The sequence below is a fragment of the Bradyrhizobium neotropicale genome, from assembly GCF_001641695.1.
GTDB classification, from domain to species: domain Bacteria; phylum Pseudomonadota; class Alphaproteobacteria; order Rhizobiales; family Xanthobacteraceae; genus Bradyrhizobium; species Bradyrhizobium neotropicale.
This window is the reverse complement of record NZ_LSEF01000037.1, coordinates 177,025-190,808: the sequence shown is the minus strand read 5'-3', so window position 1 is coordinate 190,808 and position 13,784 is coordinate 177,025. Positions and strand designations below refer to the sequence as shown.

General features: G+C 64.2%; 14 protein-coding genes. 7 read left to right on the top strand and 7 right to left on the bottom strand.

The genetic code is table 11. The annotated features are described in order from the left end of the window. Both AXW67_RS11435 and AXW67_RS11430 read right to left on the bottom strand, forming a co-directional pair. Positions 1-906 (bottom strand): glycerophosphodiester phosphodiesterase (locus AXW67_RS11435; RefSeq protein ID WP_210183973.1); only part of this gene is annotated, 906 nt, incomplete at its 3' end. A 347-nt stretch (positions 907-1,253) separates the two neighbouring features. Continuing rightward, positions 1,254-1,478, bottom strand: a complete 225-nt coding sequence (locus AXW67_RS11430) for an acyl carrier protein (RefSeq protein ID WP_063677959.1) — start codon at positions 1,476-1,478, stop codon at positions 1,254-1,256. Between the two features lie 221 nt (positions 1,479-1,699). Between AXW67_RS11430 and AXW67_RS11425 the strand changes: the two genes are divergently transcribed. Next, complete coding sequence (locus tag AXW67_RS11425) at positions 1,700-4,897, top strand: CHAT domain-containing tetratricopeptide repeat protein (RefSeq protein WP_161491246.1); 3,198 nt, start codon at positions 1,700-1,702, stop codon at positions 4,895-4,897. A gap of 332 nt (positions 4,898-5,229) precedes the next feature. Then, positions 5,230-5,544, top strand: coding sequence for a hypothetical protein (locus AXW67_RS11420; protein WP_245315524.1), 315 nt, complete (start codon positions 5,230-5,232; stop codon positions 5,542-5,544). 152 nt (positions 5,545-5,696) lie between these two features. On the opposite strand, the gene AXW67_RS11415 is transcribed toward AXW67_RS11420, so the two are convergent. Continuing rightward, positions 5,697-6,497, bottom strand: coding sequence for a L,D-transpeptidase (locus AXW67_RS11415; RefSeq protein ID WP_063677956.1), 801 nt, complete (start codon positions 6,495-6,497; stop codon positions 5,697-5,699). A gap of 302 nt (positions 6,498-6,799) precedes the next feature. Here AXW67_RS11415 and AXW67_RS11410 point away from each other — a divergent pair, with 302 nt between their 5' ends. Beyond that, positions 6,800-7,126 carry a hypothetical protein gene (locus tag AXW67_RS11410; RefSeq protein WP_063678048.1) on the top strand — a complete coding sequence of 109 codons (327 nt, stop codon included), beginning with the start codon at positions 6,800-6,802 and terminating at the stop codon, positions 7,124-7,126. A 156-nt stretch (positions 7,127-7,282) separates the two neighbouring features. Here AXW67_RS11410 and AXW67_RS11405 read toward each other — a convergent pair whose 3' ends face one another. Together AXW67_RS11405 and AXW67_RS11400 are read right to left on the bottom strand one after the other, a co-directional pair. Beyond that, positions 7,283-8,044 carry an ABC transporter permease gene (locus AXW67_RS11405; RefSeq protein WP_027556915.1) on the bottom strand — a complete coding sequence of 254 codons (762 nt, stop codon included), beginning with the start codon at positions 8,042-8,044 and terminating at the stop codon, positions 7,283-7,285. Continuing rightward, a complete protein-coding gene (locus AXW67_RS11400; protein WP_027556916.1) occupies positions 8,041-8,964 on the bottom strand; it encodes an ABC transporter ATP-binding protein in 924 nt (307 codons plus the stop codon). The genes AXW67_RS11405 and AXW67_RS11400 overlap by 4 nt, the downstream gene beginning before the upstream one ends. Positions 8,965-9,233: 269 nt before the next feature. Here AXW67_RS11400 and AXW67_RS11395 point away from each other — a divergent pair, with 269 nt between their 5' ends. After that, a complete protein-coding gene (locus AXW67_RS11395; protein ID WP_027556917.1) occupies positions 9,234-9,950 on the top strand; it encodes a hypothetical protein in 717 nt (238 codons plus the stop codon). Positions 9,951-10,012: 62 nt separating this feature from the next. Here the strand turns inward: AXW67_RS11395 and AXW67_RS11390 are convergent, their stop codons facing one another. Continuing rightward, entirely contained in the window at positions 10,013-10,873 is an 861-nt protein-coding gene (locus AXW67_RS11390) for an alpha/beta fold hydrolase (protein ID WP_063677955.1), read from the bottom strand. A gap of 291 nt (positions 10,874-11,164) precedes the next feature. On the opposite strand from AXW67_RS11390, the gene AXW67_RS11385 reads away from it, so the two are divergent. Further along, positions 11,165-11,782, top strand: coding sequence for a CGNR zinc finger domain-containing protein (locus tag AXW67_RS11385; RefSeq protein WP_063677954.1), 618 nt, complete (start codon positions 11,165-11,167; stop codon positions 11,780-11,782). 56 nt (positions 11,783-11,838) lie between these two features. Here AXW67_RS11385 and AXW67_RS11380 read toward each other — a convergent pair whose 3' ends face one another. Further along, positions 11,839-12,474 carry an oxidoreductase gene (locus AXW67_RS11380; RefSeq protein ID WP_063677953.1) on the bottom strand — a complete coding sequence of 212 codons (636 nt, stop codon included), beginning with the start codon at positions 12,472-12,474 and terminating at the stop codon, positions 11,839-11,841. Between AXW67_RS11380 and AXW67_RS11375 the strand changes: the two genes are divergently transcribed. Together AXW67_RS11375 and AXW67_RS11370 are read left to right on the top strand one after the other, a co-directional pair. Beyond that, entirely contained in the window at positions 12,474-12,728 is a 255-nt protein-coding gene (locus AXW67_RS11375; RefSeq protein WP_063677952.1) for a glutathione S-transferase family protein, read from the top strand. The two genes, AXW67_RS11380 and AXW67_RS11375, sit on opposite strands and share 1 nt — an antisense overlap. Positions 12,729-12,806: 78 nt before the next feature. After that, a complete protein-coding gene (locus AXW67_RS11370; protein ID WP_063677951.1) occupies positions 12,807-13,745 on the top strand; it encodes a LysM peptidoglycan-binding domain-containing protein in 939 nt (312 codons plus the stop codon). Positions 13,746-13,784 lie beyond the last annotated feature (39 nt).

Sequence of the window (13,784 nt, the reverse complement as noted above, 5' to 3'; positions counted from 1 at the left end):
CCCCGCCGGCAGCGCAATTCCGTTCTCGCCCGCGATCCTCCGCAACAGGTCGGGACGATCCGAGATGATGCCGTCGACGCCGATCGCGATCATCGCTGCGATGTCCTCGGGCTTGTTGACGGTCCACACCACGACACGCAAGCCCAGCGCGTGGGCTTCAGTGATCAGCGCAGCGGTCACATCGCCGAAATAGGGCGACCAGATCGCCCCGCCCGCGGCCTTGATGGTCCGCGGCAGCGAGCCGGCGTGATCGGCGGGGCTGAAGCCTGCTGTCCAGCTGGTCGCTTTGTCGAGCGCGACGGTCGGCGCGGAGCCGCGCTGGAGCGTGAGGTAGACGGTTGGAATTGTCGGGGCCTGCTGCTGGACGAGCTGCAGGGTTCGCCAGTCGAACGACTGGATCATGACACGGTCAGAGAAGTCCTCGGCGTCGATCACCCCGAGCAGTTTTGTGACGAAGGCCTGCGGACCAAGCGACTCCTCCGGATGGTCCGGATCGATCTTGGTCTCGATGTTGAAGCGCACGCGGCTGTTGCCCGACTTGCGCACCAGCGCGAACACCTCCTTCAGCGTGGGAATGCGCGTGCCCGGCACGGCGCGCTGGTCGGGGAATTGCCTCGCATAGGCGCTTCCTGGCCGGATCTGGCCGACCTCATATTTGGTGACGTCGGCGAACTGCAATTTCACGAAGGGCGTGCCGGGCGGGGCGACATAGGCGCCGTTGGCATCGCGCGCGAGGTCCGGATTGAGCCCGCGCTCGTGCGACACGACGACCTCGCCATCGGCGGTGACGCCGACGTCGAGCTCCAGCGTGTCGACGCCCATCGACAATGCATTGGCGAAGGCCGGGAGGGTGTTTTCCGGCATCAGCGCCCGCCCGCCGCGATGCGCCTCGATATCGAAAGCCATAGCCCCTCCCGCGACGAAAAGACCGAGAGTACCCGACAGTATCGCGAGACGGAATGCCATCATGAACCAGAACCAGCAAGAGGCGGCAGCCTCGGACGCCATGCCGGATCGACCAATAGTCGGCATCGACGATGCCGTCCACCCTGCAATAATGCGACGTCGCAGCGCGCACGAAGATACCCGCAGGCCGCGCGTTCAATTGCCTGGTACGGAAGCCGCAAGCTGGTCGATGGTCGGACGCGGTTTTGAGGGGCGAGGCATGTTGAACGGGCTGTCGTCTTCGCCGAGCTCGTTGAGGAAGCCGTGGACTGCGCCTTCGATGAAGCCCTTGCGCGCTCACCCGGCGGTCATGTCGTCTTGCCCGCCTTCCCGGAAATCGGCCCGTGCAACTGAAACGCGACCATCGGATCGAGGTCGAGCTTCTCCTCGAACTCCATCATGAGATAGACGAGCATTGCCCAATCGAGGCCGAGCCGGTCGAATTTCGTGCCGGTGTCGACGCGGTCTCTCGATATGCGCAGGATGTTTGCCAGAGCGGTAACGCAAAAATCCGAAATCTGCTCGCGTGTCATGTCATTTCCAAGAAATAATCAGAACGGCAATACAGGTGCCGTTCCGGTTGTCAATTTGGCCGGAACGCCGCTGCGTTGAAGGTCGGGGACCGCGGCTCCCCTGAGTCGTTCGGCTGCTCAATTCATGCACAATCCGGTGCGATTTCCCATGATCGACAGCGGCAATGGCGGCCCGTATCCTCCCAAAATTCCAGTTCGACGGTGCGCGACGGGATTTTCGCATGAGCCGGGCCCGCTTCCTTGCCGCAGTTTTCCTTGTCCTTCTGATTTCCGGGCCGGCCTCCGCCCAACGCGGCGGCGAATTTGATTCGCTGGTTGCCAAGATGAACGGGGCCGCCCAGGCCGGCCGCTGGGTCGAGGGGCTGGCCGCGGCGCAGAGGCTGGAAGCGCTAGTGCGTCGCCGGCAGGGCACCGACAACATGAACTATGCGGGCGTGCTGCATAACGAAGGCATGTGCCTGCACAATCTGGGCCGCTTCGCTGAAGCCGTCGACAAGCTCAATGCCGCACTCAGCATCAAGTTGCGCAACGACGATGTCGCGTCCACGCTGCGCACGTCGAACATCCTCGTGGGATCGCTGGGGATGCTCGGCCGGCGGGCGGAGGCAACCACCGTATCCGAACGCGCGCTGGCGCTCGGCACGAACGCGTTCGGGGCCAACGACGTCCGGCTCTCGGATACGCTGGCCGCACTCGGCGGCCTTTCGCGCGACAAGGAGAATTTTCAGGAGGCTGCCGGCTATTTCGAGCGGGCTCTCGCCAGCCTGCAGGCTGCAAATGCGTCACCCCTCGACATTGCCTCCGCGATGGACAATCTGGGTGATGTCTACGGCCTGCTCGGTCGCTTCGACGACGGCGAGCGGCTGCTGAAGCAGGGGCTCGATCTGCTCGACCTCAACTTTCGCGGGAACGCCGAGGCTGCGCCGAATTACGACAAGATGCTCAACGATCTCGGCAACCTTCATTTGGACGCCGGTCGACTGGCGGAGGCGGAAGCGGTGATGCGGCGGTCGCTTGCGATCACCCGGGCGCGCAGCGGTGAAGGGGAACCGAACCTCGCGGCCATCATGGGCAATCTCGCAACCGTGCTCGAACATGAGGCGCGCTACGCCGAGGCCGAAAAGCTCTACCAGCAGACGCTTCAAGCCTATGAGAAGATCTACGGTCCCAACCATCCGACCACGGCGATCGGACTGAACAATCTCGCCAACGTCTACTCGGCCCAGGGCAAGAACGAAGCGGCCGCCGGCCTCCAGGAACGCGTGCTCGCAATCTATGAGAAGGCCTTTGGCGCGAATAGTCCCGAGGTCGGGCGGGCCCTCAACAATCTCGCCAACAGCTATGCGAGTCTCGGGCGCAATGCGCAGGCGATCGAACTCTACCGCCGCTCGCTCGCGGTCATGGAGCACAAGTTCGGCGAGGGCAGCGGCCCGACCGCGCTTGCGGCGGGCTCGCTCGGTCAGGCCCTGATGGATGCGGGCCAAATGGATGAGGCGAGGCAATACCTGTTGCGTTGTCTCGAGATCGATGAGCGCGCGCTCGGTACCACGCATCCCCACCTCGTCAAGGACCTGCGCAGCGTCGCGCTGCTCGACCTCAAAGCGGGCAATACGGCCGACGCACGCGGCAGGCTCGATCGTGCGCTCGCGATTGCGCAGGACAGGCTCGGGCCCGCTCACCATGACACCATTGCCACCCTGATCAATCTCGCCGATGTCGACCGCCGCGACGGCAAATGGCCGGATGCGTTGGCGCGGCTGCGGCTCGCCGCAGCTGCGCTCGGCGCGCAGCGGACCACGCAGTTCACCCGCTTCACCGAGATCGATCCCTGGTTGATCGATACGATCTGGCACGTCACGGGCGGCAAGCCTGACAATGCGGCGAGGGACGAGGCGTTCGGCGCGACGCAGCTCGCGCATGAGACCAAGGCCGGCGCGGCACTGGCGCAGATGGCAGCGCGTTTCGGCGCCGGCAATGACGCGATCGCCGGGCTGGTGCGGAAGCAGCAGGACCTGAAAGCCGGCCTCGAAGCGCTCGACAAGCGCGTGACATCAGAACTCGGACAGGCGGACGGCAAGCGTAACGACGCGTTGATCGCAAACCTTCGTGCTCAAATGACGCAAACGCAGAAATCGCTCGATGACGTCTCGGCGCAGCTCGACCGCGGTTTTCCGGCCTATGCCGAATTGTCCAATCCGCGGCCGATGTCGATCGCGCAGGCGCAGGGCCTGTTAAGGCCCGACGAAGCGCTGGTGGCGTTCATCGCACTCGGCGAAAAGAGCTACGCCTTCGCGGTGACGCGCGAGGCCAGCGCGCTGCACCAGATTGCGCTCGGCAGCCACGAGATCAGCGACCGCGTCGCTCATCTTCGCCTCGGGCTCGTCAATCCGCAAGCGGAGCAGGCGTCCTTCGATCTCGATGCATCCTTCGAGTTGTACATTGCGCTCTTCGGCCCCGTCGCGGCCGATATCGCCGGCAAGCCGAAACTGCTGATCGTCCCGGCCGGTGCGCTGACCAGCCTGCCGTTTCATGTGCTGGTGACGAAGAAGCCGGATCCGGCTCTGGCGCTCGCCGACCGCTACCGGCAGGCGGCGTGGCTGCTCAACGAGCGCGCCATCACAGTGCTGCCGTCGGTGCCGAGCCTGCGCGCGCTGCGCGGTTTTGCCAAGGAGTCGCGTGCGCAAAAGCCGTTCATCGGGTTCGGTGATCCAGTGTTGCAGCGTTCCCTCGCGGACAAGCGCCCGGGGCGCAACGTGCAGCCGTACCAGAGCTACTATGACGGCACGACCGTCGATCTCGAGCGCCTGCGCTCCGGCCTGCCGGCGCTGCCGGAAACCGCAGGCGAGCTCCAGGCCGTGGCGCGCGCGCTCGGCGCCTCGCCGCAGGAGGACGTCAAGCTCGGTCCGGCAGCCACGGTGACGAACGTCAACACGTTGCCGCTCGATCACTACCGCGTCGTGGATTTCGCCACTCACGGGCTCGTCGCCGGCGAGGTCAACGGCCTCAGTGAGCCCGCGCTCGTTCTGACGCTGCCGGATCGGCCGACCAGTGAGGACGACGGTCTGCTCACCGCGAGCCGGATCGCAAAGCTGAAGCTCGATGCCGACTGGGCGGTGCTGTCGGCCTGCAATACGGCCGCTGGCGACAGGCCCGGCGCGGAAGGTCTTTCGGGCCTCGCGCGCGCATTCTTTTATGCCGGTGCGCGAGCGCTCTTGGTGTCGCACTGGCCGGTCGATTCCGAGGCGGCCGTGCGGCTGACGACAGGCGCGTTCTCCGAGGTCACCGCGCATCCCGGCATCGGTCGCGCCGAAGCATTGCGGCGCGCGATGAAAGCTCTGATTGCGGACCGGTCGTCGCCGCGCAACGCTGATCCGGCCGTGTGGGCGCCGTTTGTGCTGGTGGGTGAGGGAGGTTCGTGAAATGCGCCAATTCATCAAACAGAGCGAGATGGCTCTATAAGAGCCCATCCTTCGAAGCTCATCGTGGCCAATTCGCGCCTGTCGACAAATACGTCGTTCGCCGAACGGCGTTGCTCTCGCCAATGAAATTGTCGTGACATGCGAGCGTTTCCGATCGGACAGCAGCAGGTTGTATTCATCGCTCGTTTGATGTCTAACCTCGCCTCGTTCGACTCACTCAAACAGGCAATGTAAGTATGTTTACAAGATTAAGTTGTGCGTCTATCCTCGCGGTTCTTTCCTGCATGCCAGCGTTCGCCGATACGTGCGCAGACCACTACGAGAGCAGTGGCGTGCCGCTGGTGACCGGCCTGACTCACAAGACCTGGATGGTCTTCCCGTCGGTCAATTCCACCGTCGCCCTGGACAAGATCACCCGCGCCGTTCTGGCAGAGGGCTTTGCCAATGTGAGCGTGGACAAGAAGCTCGGTACGTTGACCACACAGCAGGAAACGACCGGATCCGGTCGGCCACAGACCTTGCGGGTGGTCGTCCGCAATGACGCTAAAGGTAGCCGCGTCGACGCAGTATTCATCTTGCCGCCCGGGCAAGTGGCCCCGGGCGTCAGCAACAACCTGTGCCGTGTCGTGAACGCAGCCGGCCAATAAGCTCCGTCTCTCGATGGAGGGATGCTCAAGCTGAACCTGCAATACGCTCCAAACCAGCCGGCATGTTCTCACTTGCGGATGATCGCCGGTCATGTGTCGCCTTCGTCGCCGCGTAAGATCGTCGTACGCGGCGACGAAGCGTTCAAATAGCGTCAGTTCTGGTAGTAATTGTAGCCGCCGCGCGGCTGATAATATTGGCGGGGCTGCTGCTGATAGTAGTAGCCCTGCTGGCCGTAGCCTTGGCCATAATACTGCTGCTGCTGCTGCTGCTGCTGTTGCTGCTGGTAGACCTGCGCATCGTAGACTTGGCGAGTCGCCGAGCGCGGCGCCGGATAGCGCGCGCCGGTGTCGCTGCCGTCGGCCGGATAGATGTAGTTGTCGTTCTGCGGCATGTAGCGGCGCTGCTGCGGTTGCGGCGTGAGATCGACGGGCTCACCGGCGGCGGAGTATTGCTCGCCCGGCGGCTGCGCGGCGCGGGCCACCGCAGCGGCGTTGCGGACGCGCGGATTGCGCGCCAGCGCAACTTGCGCCGAGCCGCTCAGCGTCACCGTGGTGTTGAGCACGCCCTGCTCCTGCACCAGCGCATAGAGCGTCGAGGCATTCTGGCGCGACAGCCGCACGCAGCCATGCGAGGCCGGGGTGCCGAGCCGACTGACCGAATCGGTGCCGTGAATGGCATGCCCGATCTTGGTGAAGAAGATCGAGTGCGGCATCGGCGCGTCGTCGAATTCCTTGGAGTAGTGGTCCTCTTCCATGCGGAAGGCACGAAACGCCCCGCTCGGCGTCTCGCGTGAGGGGATGCCGGTCGACACCGGCCAGTGGTAGCGCTCGACGCCGTCGACTGCGACGGTCATCTGCTGACTGTCCTTGTCGATGGTGATCGCGACCTTGGCCTGCGCGGTGCCCGCGCTCAAAAACATCAGGGAAGTGAAAGCAATGAAAAAGGAACGCATCTGACTTCTGGCCTCCGGCCCGTTCACGCAAGCGCCGCGGCTCTCCGTCCCCCGGCGTGCAATATGCCTGCAATCCGGCGTTGGTTCCAGCAGCCTGCCCGCGCATCGTTAACGTGGCGCCGGGCGTAAGCAAGGCCACATTGTGCCACTGCCATGCCGTCGACGCTGACATTTTCGCGAGCCAGCGCGCTCATCTCGACGACAATCCGTCATAAACGCGCAACCATTTCGCCGCTTCTCGCGTTGAGCATGGCCTGCCTTTGACCGGCGGCTTTCGCCGCCGGCTATCCTTGGAAATGAAGATGAACAAAGCTCGTATCGCCGCCGCAGCCCTGCCGGCCGGTCTATCTGTCCGCCTGTTGTTCGCAGCCGCTGCCTTGCTCTTTGCCCTGTTGTTGCTGCCGCAGCCCGGCCATGCCCAAGGCATCGTGCGCGGCGCCCAGGAGGGCGCCTATGAGGGCAACCGGATCGCCGGTCCCGTGGGCGGTGCGGTCGGAGGCGCCGTTGGTGCCGGTGTCGGCGGAGCGGTGGGCGCGGTCGAAGGCGTGTTCGGCATTCCCCACCATTATTACCGCCACCACTGCCGCGGCTATTACGACGGCTATCATCGCTTCCATTGTTATCGATAAACCAACCGTCATTCCGGGACGCGCGCAGCGCGAGCCCGGATGCGGCAGAGATGGTGGATGAATGGATTCTCTGATGCGCAATTGCGCATCATAGTTCGCGCTTCGCACGCCCCGGAATGACAGTTGGTGGCTGGAGCCCCGGAATGACCACGGTGATCAATTCTTCAGCCGGTACCCCGTCCGGAAGATCCACCAGATGATGGCGAGGCACATCACCAAAAACGCCAGCGTCATGCCGATGCTGACCGACACGCTGACATCGGCGATCTCGTAGAAACTCCAGCGGAAGCCTGAGATCAGATAGACGACCGGGTTGAGCAGCGCGACGGTGTGCCATGCCGGCGGCAGCATGTTGACGGAATAGAAGCTGCCGCCGAGGAAGGTCAACGGCGTCACCACCAGCATCGGGATCATCTGCAGCTTCTCGAAGCCGTCGGCCCAGATGCCGATGATGAAGCCGAACAGGCTGAAGGTGACGGCCGTCAGCACCAGGAAGGTCAGCATCCAGATCGGGTGCAGGATGTGCAGCGGCACGAACAAGCCGGCGGTCGCCAGGATGATCAGGCCGAGAATGATCGACTTGGTCGCGGCCGCGCCGACATAGCCGAGCACGATCTCGAAATAGGAGATCGGCGCCGACAGGATCTCGTAGATGGTACCGACGAATTTCGGGAAGTAGATGCCGAACGAGGCATTCGCGATGCTCTGCGTCAGCACGGACAGCATCACCAGGCCCGGCACGATGAAGGTGCCGTAGCTGACGCCCTCGACTTCGCTGATGCGCGAGCCGATCGCGGCGCCGAACACCACGAAATAAAGCGAGGTCGAGACCACCGGCGAGACGATGCTTTGCAGCAGCGTGCGCCAGGTGCGCGCCATTTCGAACAAATAGATGGCGCGGATGGCGCGGTAGTTCATGACGTCCTCACGAGGTCGACGAAGATGTCCTCGAGCGACGATTGCGTCGTATCGAGATCGTTGAAGCGGATGCCGGCGGTGCGCAAGTCGCCGAGCAGGCTGGTGATGCCGGTGCGCTCGCCCTTGGTGTCGTAGTCGTAGACCAGCGTCGCGCCGCTGTCGCAGAGGTCGAGCTTGTACTGGCTCAGGCTCTCCGGCAACGCGCTGAGCTTACCTTGCAGGTGCAGCGTCAGCCGCTTCTTGCCGAGCTTCTGCATCAAGGTTGTCTTGTTCTCGACCAGCACGATCTCGCCCTTGTTGATGACGCCGATGCGGTCGGCCATCTCCTCGGCTTCCTCGATGTAATGCGTGGTGAGGATGATGGTGACGCCGGACTGCTGAAGGGTGCGCACCACCTCCCACATGCCCTTGCGCAGTTCGACATCGACGCCGGCGGTCGGCTCGTCCAGGAACAGGATCTGCGGCTCGTGCGACAGCGCCTTCGCGATCATCACGCGCCGCTTCATGCCGCCGGAGAGGGTGAGGATCTTGTTGTCTTTCTTCTCCCACAGCGAGAGGTCCTTCAGCACCTTCTCGATATATGCCGGGTTCTTCGGCTTGCCGAACAGGCCGCGGGAGAAGCTGACGGTCGCCCACACGCTCTCGAACGCGTCGGTGTGCAGCTCCTGCGGCACGAGGCCTATCAGCGAGCGCGCCTTGCGGTACGAGGTCTGGATGTTCTCGCCGCCGACGGTAACCTTGCCCTCGCTCGGATTGGCGATGCCACAGATGATGGAGATCAGCGTGGTCTTGCCTGCGCCATTGGGACCGAGCAGGGCAAAGATCTCGCCGCGCTTGATGTCGAGGTTGACGTTTTTCAGTGCCTTGAAGCCGGACCCATAGGTTTTGGACAGGTTGGCGACGGAGATGATGGAGGACATGATGGCCGGACGGCTGGGGAAGGGAGGCTGGAACCCCCACCCGGCGAGGGCAGGTCAGCGGAGCCCTGAAATAGGAATGCACTTGCCCGGCCGCAATTCCCCGGAGAAAAATGGCCTCAAGACAGGCCCTTGGCTGGGCAACTGTTGCGCAACAGTCACGGGCTGCGGCTAAGATTGTCACTCACGCGGCTCTTTGTTGCGTCTGCGAGCGGGCCGTGGCTACGATTCCGGCCAAATCGCGAAGCCTATGTCCCCAGGGAAACAGATCGATGAGACCGAACGGCCGTCACGCAGCCGGCGCCAGCCAGTTGTCCGCCATCCGTATGTGGGCGATGTGCCTGCTCCTGCTGTCAGCTGTTGCCATGAGCCCGACCACCGCCAAGGCTGCGCCGTCCTCGGCGGCCGCCACGACCCATGTCTACCTGCTGCGCGGGGTACTCAATATCTTCTCGCTGGGCCTCGACACGATCGGCGCCCGGCTCGAGCAGCAGGGCATCCCCGTGACGGTCGCCAATTTCGTGTCCTGGTCCTCGCTCGCCGATGAGGCGGCGACCGCCTACAGGTCCGGCCGGATCAAGACCATCATCCTGGTCGGGCATTCCTCGGGCGCGACCGCGCTGCCGGACATGATCGCCAAGCTCAACCAGCTCGGCGTCCCCGTGAAGCTCGCGATCGGCCTCGACTCCGTGTTCAAGACCAGGCTGTCGACCGGCGCCGAGCGCTACATCAACATCTATATCGGCGACGGCCCTGGCGAGCCGGTGCGCGCCGCGAACGGTCTCCGCGGCAAGCTCGACAATGTCGACGTGCGCGGCACCGGCGTCGGCCACATCACCATCGACAAGAACGAAGCGATCCAGCGCCGCGTGATCGCCGAGATCGACGCCGCGATCGCTCGCTCGCGCGGTCCGGCCGCACCGGTTGCTGAACCCGGCGCGCCGCGACCTGCGCGCTCCGCTGCGGCAACGGCGCCGGCGCGGAACTGAGCCTTCAGCCGGAGACCACGTTTCTGCCGCCGTCGACATCCAGGTCGACGGCGGCATTGTTTTCATCGCAGCCGGCCCAGGAAGTCGCGAATGCTGCTCGCGATCTCGCGCGCATGCGTTTCCAGCGCGAAATGGCCGGTGTCGAAGAACTGGACCACGGCATTCGGATTGTCGCGCTTGAATGCTTCGGCGCCCGGCGGGATGAAGAACGGATCGTTCCTGCCCCAGACCGCCAGGAACGGGGGCTTGTGCGTGCGGAAATAGCTCTGGAATGACGGATAGAGCGCGACGTTGCTCTTGTAGTCGCCGAACAGATCGAGCTGCACGTCGTCCGAGCCTGGGCGCGCCAGGTAGAAATTGTCGAGGTTCTGGCCGTCCGGCGACACCATGGTCGCATCAGGTACGCCGTGGGTGTATTGCCAGCGCGTCGTCTCCGGCGTGAGAAAGGCGCGCAGCGCCTCGCGGTTGGCCGGCGAGGGATCCTGCCAATAGGCCTTGATCGGAGTCCAGCCGTCGCTGAGGCCGTCCTCATAGGCGTTGCCGTTCTGCGAAATAATGGCCGTGATCCGCTCGGGATGGCTGAGCGCAAGCCGAAAGCCGGTCGGCGCGCCGTAGTCGAACACGTAGACCGCGAAGCGATCGAAGCCGATGATTTCGGTGAAGCGCTCGATCACATGCGCGATGTTGTCGAAGGTGTAATGGAAGGTCTCGCGCGGCGGCATGTCGGACTGGCCGAAGCCGGGAAGATCGGGCGCGACGATGTGATACTTGTCGGCGAGCGGCGGGATCAGGTCGCGGAACATGTGGCCGGCGCTGGGAAAGCCATGCAGCAGCAGAAGCTTTGGCGCACCTTTGGGCCCGGCTTCGCGATAGAACACCTTGAAGCCGTCGACGTCGGCTGTGCGATATCTGGTGGTGGTCATGACATCCTCTGTTTTGGAAATCTGATCAGGCGACATCGTCGGCCAGAGACGTCAGCGGAAACGGTGCCGCCTGGGTCCTGATGCCTCAGCCCCGAGCGCCGTGATGACACGCGCCTAGCTCGACCGATCCGCCCAGGGTCGGACCACGGTCACACCTGCTTTGGCCATTTTCGCCTCCTGCCTGGTAACCTGTATAATAGCTTGAAGCGGGTTATGTTTAGGCGTGGTAACTTGTCAAGTGGCATTTTACAGGTTATTTCCGTGATGTTTCCTCCGGCTGGGGAGCCGCACATGCCAAACAGACCGCCCGCCCTGTTCGTTGCCGACTCGCTCGGCCTCGATTTCCTGAATTCGATCGCGACGCCGGTCGATACGCCCGTCGACTGGATCGACGACGGCGATGGACTGGTCGACTGGCTGGCCCAGGCCAGGCTGGTGCCGGCGGATGAGCTGGACGAGCTGAAGGCTGGCGCGATGCCGGGCGAATTGGACAAGGTCGCCGATCAGGCCCGCGCCTTGCGCGAGTGGTTCAGGACGTTCGTGCGCAAGCATGCGGGCCGTCCGCTCGGCGCAGAGGCGCTACAGGAGCTCGGTCCGCTCAACAGCCTCCTGGAGCGCGACGAAGCGTTCAGCCGGATCGAACCGCGACACGGCGATGGCGGCCTCGCGCTACGGATGACGCGGCGCTGGCGGTCCGCCGAATCTTTGCTGCTGCCGGTCGGCGAGGCGCTGGCGAAGTTCGTGTGCGAGGAGGATTTTTCGAACGTGAAGGCGTGCGAAGGCCATCACTGCACGATGATGTTCGCCGACCACACCCGCCGGCGCGCGCGGCGATGGTGCAGCATGGCGCTCTGCGGCAACCGCGCCAAGCAGGCCGCGCATCGCAACAGGCTCAAGAGCAGGCTGTGACGGCCTAAGGCAACCGGTGAGAGACCCGGGCCGTGACCCGGGTCTCGTCCTTAAGGTTACGCGACCTGGGCGAGATCATCGTGGCAGGGATAGTCGGTGTAGCCCCGCTCGTCGCCGCCATAGAAGGTGTCGCGATCGTGCGGGCTGAGCGTCAAGTTGCGGCGCAGCCGCTCGACCAGATCGGGGTTTGCCGCAAAGTGTCGGCCGAAGGCGACGAGGTCGGCATCACCGCTCTCGACGATCGCTTCCGCGCTGTCGCGCTCGAAGCCACCGGCGGCGATGATCGGTCCCTTGAAGACGCGACGCAATTGATGCGCCGCGACCGGCGGCAGACCATCGGCGCGTAGCTTCGAGCCGTCGATCCGCGGTTCGATCAGATGCAGATAGGCCAGACCAAAGCGGTTGAGCCGTGCGGCCGCATGGCCGAACAATGCATCCGGGTTGCTGTCTGACATCGAGCCGAAGGTGCCGCTCGGACCGAGCCGGACGCCGACGCGCTCGCCACCCCAGACCGAGGTGACGGCCTCGGTCACTTCCAGCAGGAAGCGCGTGCGGTTCTCGATCGAGCCGCCATAGATATCGGTGCGCTTGTTCGAGCCGTCCTGGAGGAATTGGTCGATCAGGTAACCATTGGCGCCGGCGGCCGATGCTGTTCGGCCAGCCGACCGACGAGGCCGCGGTGTACGAGGCAATGCCCCGCGCGCAGGTCGTGTTCGGCGAACTGGCGCGGCTGCTCGGGAATGCCGATTGGTTCGGCGGGGACAGCGTGAGCCTTGCCGATCTCATGGCCGCACCGCATTGTGATTTCTTTGCCCAGACGCCCGAATGGCCAGCACTTACCGCAGGGCGCGCCAACCTCGTTAACCGGCTCGCGCGCGCCGAAAATCGCGCATCTCTGAAAGCCACGACCTGGGCCAGGGTCAAGGAGATGGTCGCAGCCGGCTGATCCGTGCCCCAAAAACCGCCAAATCGGCGGTCACTAAGCCCCGCGAGGGCGGCCCGTTGCCTCCTGTGGTGGGGACTTATGCTTGATCCAAGGCGAATGGTTGTGCTGGCGGCGGTTGTGCTGCTCGCCTTGAATGCCGGCGCGGCCGTGGCTTCGCCGGCCAAGCCGAAGCCGACTGCGATTGCGACGGCCGTGCCGACAGCTCCGCCATCGCCTCCCCAGGTGCAGCTGCCACCGCCGAAGATCTACCTGTTCCGCGGCGCCATGGGCCCGATCTTCTCGACCGGCATGGACCGGCTCAGCGAGAAACTGACCAAGGCCGGCTTCTCGGCCGACGTCTACGAATTCACCCTCTGCCGGCTGGTCGGCAACCGCGTCATCTCCAGCTACAAGGAGAGCCCGGCCCCGATCGTGATGATCGGCCATTCCATGGGCGGGCTGTGCTCGATCATCATCTCCGAGATGGCGGCCAAGGAGAACATCCCGGTCAGCCTCGTTATCATCATCGACCCTGCGCACGCGACCGGCAACGTGCCGCTCAATGTCGAGCGCTTCATCAACATCTTCATGTCTGACAGCGTGCTCGGTGGCGGCGACGTCGTAGCCGAGCCCGGCTACCGCGGTCATTATGCGAGCTTCGACCTCAAGGAAAACTCGCGCGTCACGCACATCAACATCGAGAAGTCGGACGACATCCATCGCCAGATCATCGACATGGTGACGCAGCTGCCGCGCATCCCGCCGCAGACCCAGGTCGATGCAGTGCCGCTGCGCTATGTCGTGCCCGCGAACACGCCCGTCGAGCTCTGGGATTCCGGCGTGCGCGTGCCCGTGCGGGCCGGCGACACGATGGAGAGCATCGCCGCAGCCAATCGCGTGCCGCTATGGTCGATCGCGCAGAGCAACTCGCTGCCGGAGAACGCGCCGCTCACCCCCGGCCAGTCGATCATCGTCCCGCGTCATCTGATGCCGCTCGAGCCGGCCGCTGCCATGGCAACGCCGCCGGGCCGGCGGTAGGCATGCCGCGAATCCGGAGCGTCTTGAGCAACCGGCCGT

What these genes read in the sequence shown, in the direction of transcription:
- AXW67_RS11430 (WP_063677959.1), bottom strand. Translation starts at nt 1,478, where the DNA reads ATGACACGCGAGCAGATTTCGGATTTTTGCGTTACCGCTCTGGCAAAC.
- AXW67_RS11425 (WP_161491246.1), top strand. Translation starts at nt 1,700, where the DNA reads ATGAGCCGGGCCCGCTTCCTTGCCGCAGTTTTCCTTGTCCTTCTGATT.
- AXW67_RS11415 (WP_063677956.1), bottom strand. Translation starts at nt 6,497, where the DNA reads ATGCGTTCCTTTTTCATTGCTTTCACTTCCCTGATGTTTTTGAGCGCG.
- AXW67_RS11410 (WP_063678048.1), top strand. Translation starts at nt 6,800, where the DNA reads ATGAACAAAGCTCGTATCGCCGCCGCAGCCCTGCCGGCCGGTCTATCT.
- AXW67_RS11405 (WP_027556915.1), bottom strand. Translation starts at nt 8,044, where the DNA reads ATGAACTACCGCGCCATCCGCGCCATCTATTTGTTCGAAATGGCGCGC.
- AXW67_RS11400 (WP_027556916.1), bottom strand. Translation starts at nt 8,964, where the DNA reads ATGTCCTCCATCATCTCCGTCGCCAACCTGTCCAAAACCTATGGGTCC.
- AXW67_RS11395 (WP_027556917.1), top strand. Translation starts at nt 9,234, where the DNA reads ATGAGACCGAACGGCCGTCACGCAGCCGGCGCCAGCCAGTTGTCCGCC.
- AXW67_RS11390 (WP_063677955.1), bottom strand. Translation starts at nt 10,873, where the DNA reads ATGACCACCACCAGATATCGCACAGCCGACGTCGACGGCTTCAAGGTG.
- AXW67_RS11385 (WP_063677954.1), top strand. Translation starts at nt 11,165, where the DNA reads ATGCCAAACAGACCGCCCGCCCTGTTCGTTGCCGACTCGCTCGGCCTC.
- AXW67_RS11375 (WP_063677952.1), top strand. Translation starts at nt 12,474, where the DNA reads ATGCCCCGCGCGCAGGTCGTGTTCGGCGAACTGGCGCGGCTGCTCGGG.
- AXW67_RS11370 (WP_063677951.1), top strand. Translation starts at nt 12,807, where the DNA reads ATGCTTGATCCAAGGCGAATGGTTGTGCTGGCGGCGGTTGTGCTGCTC.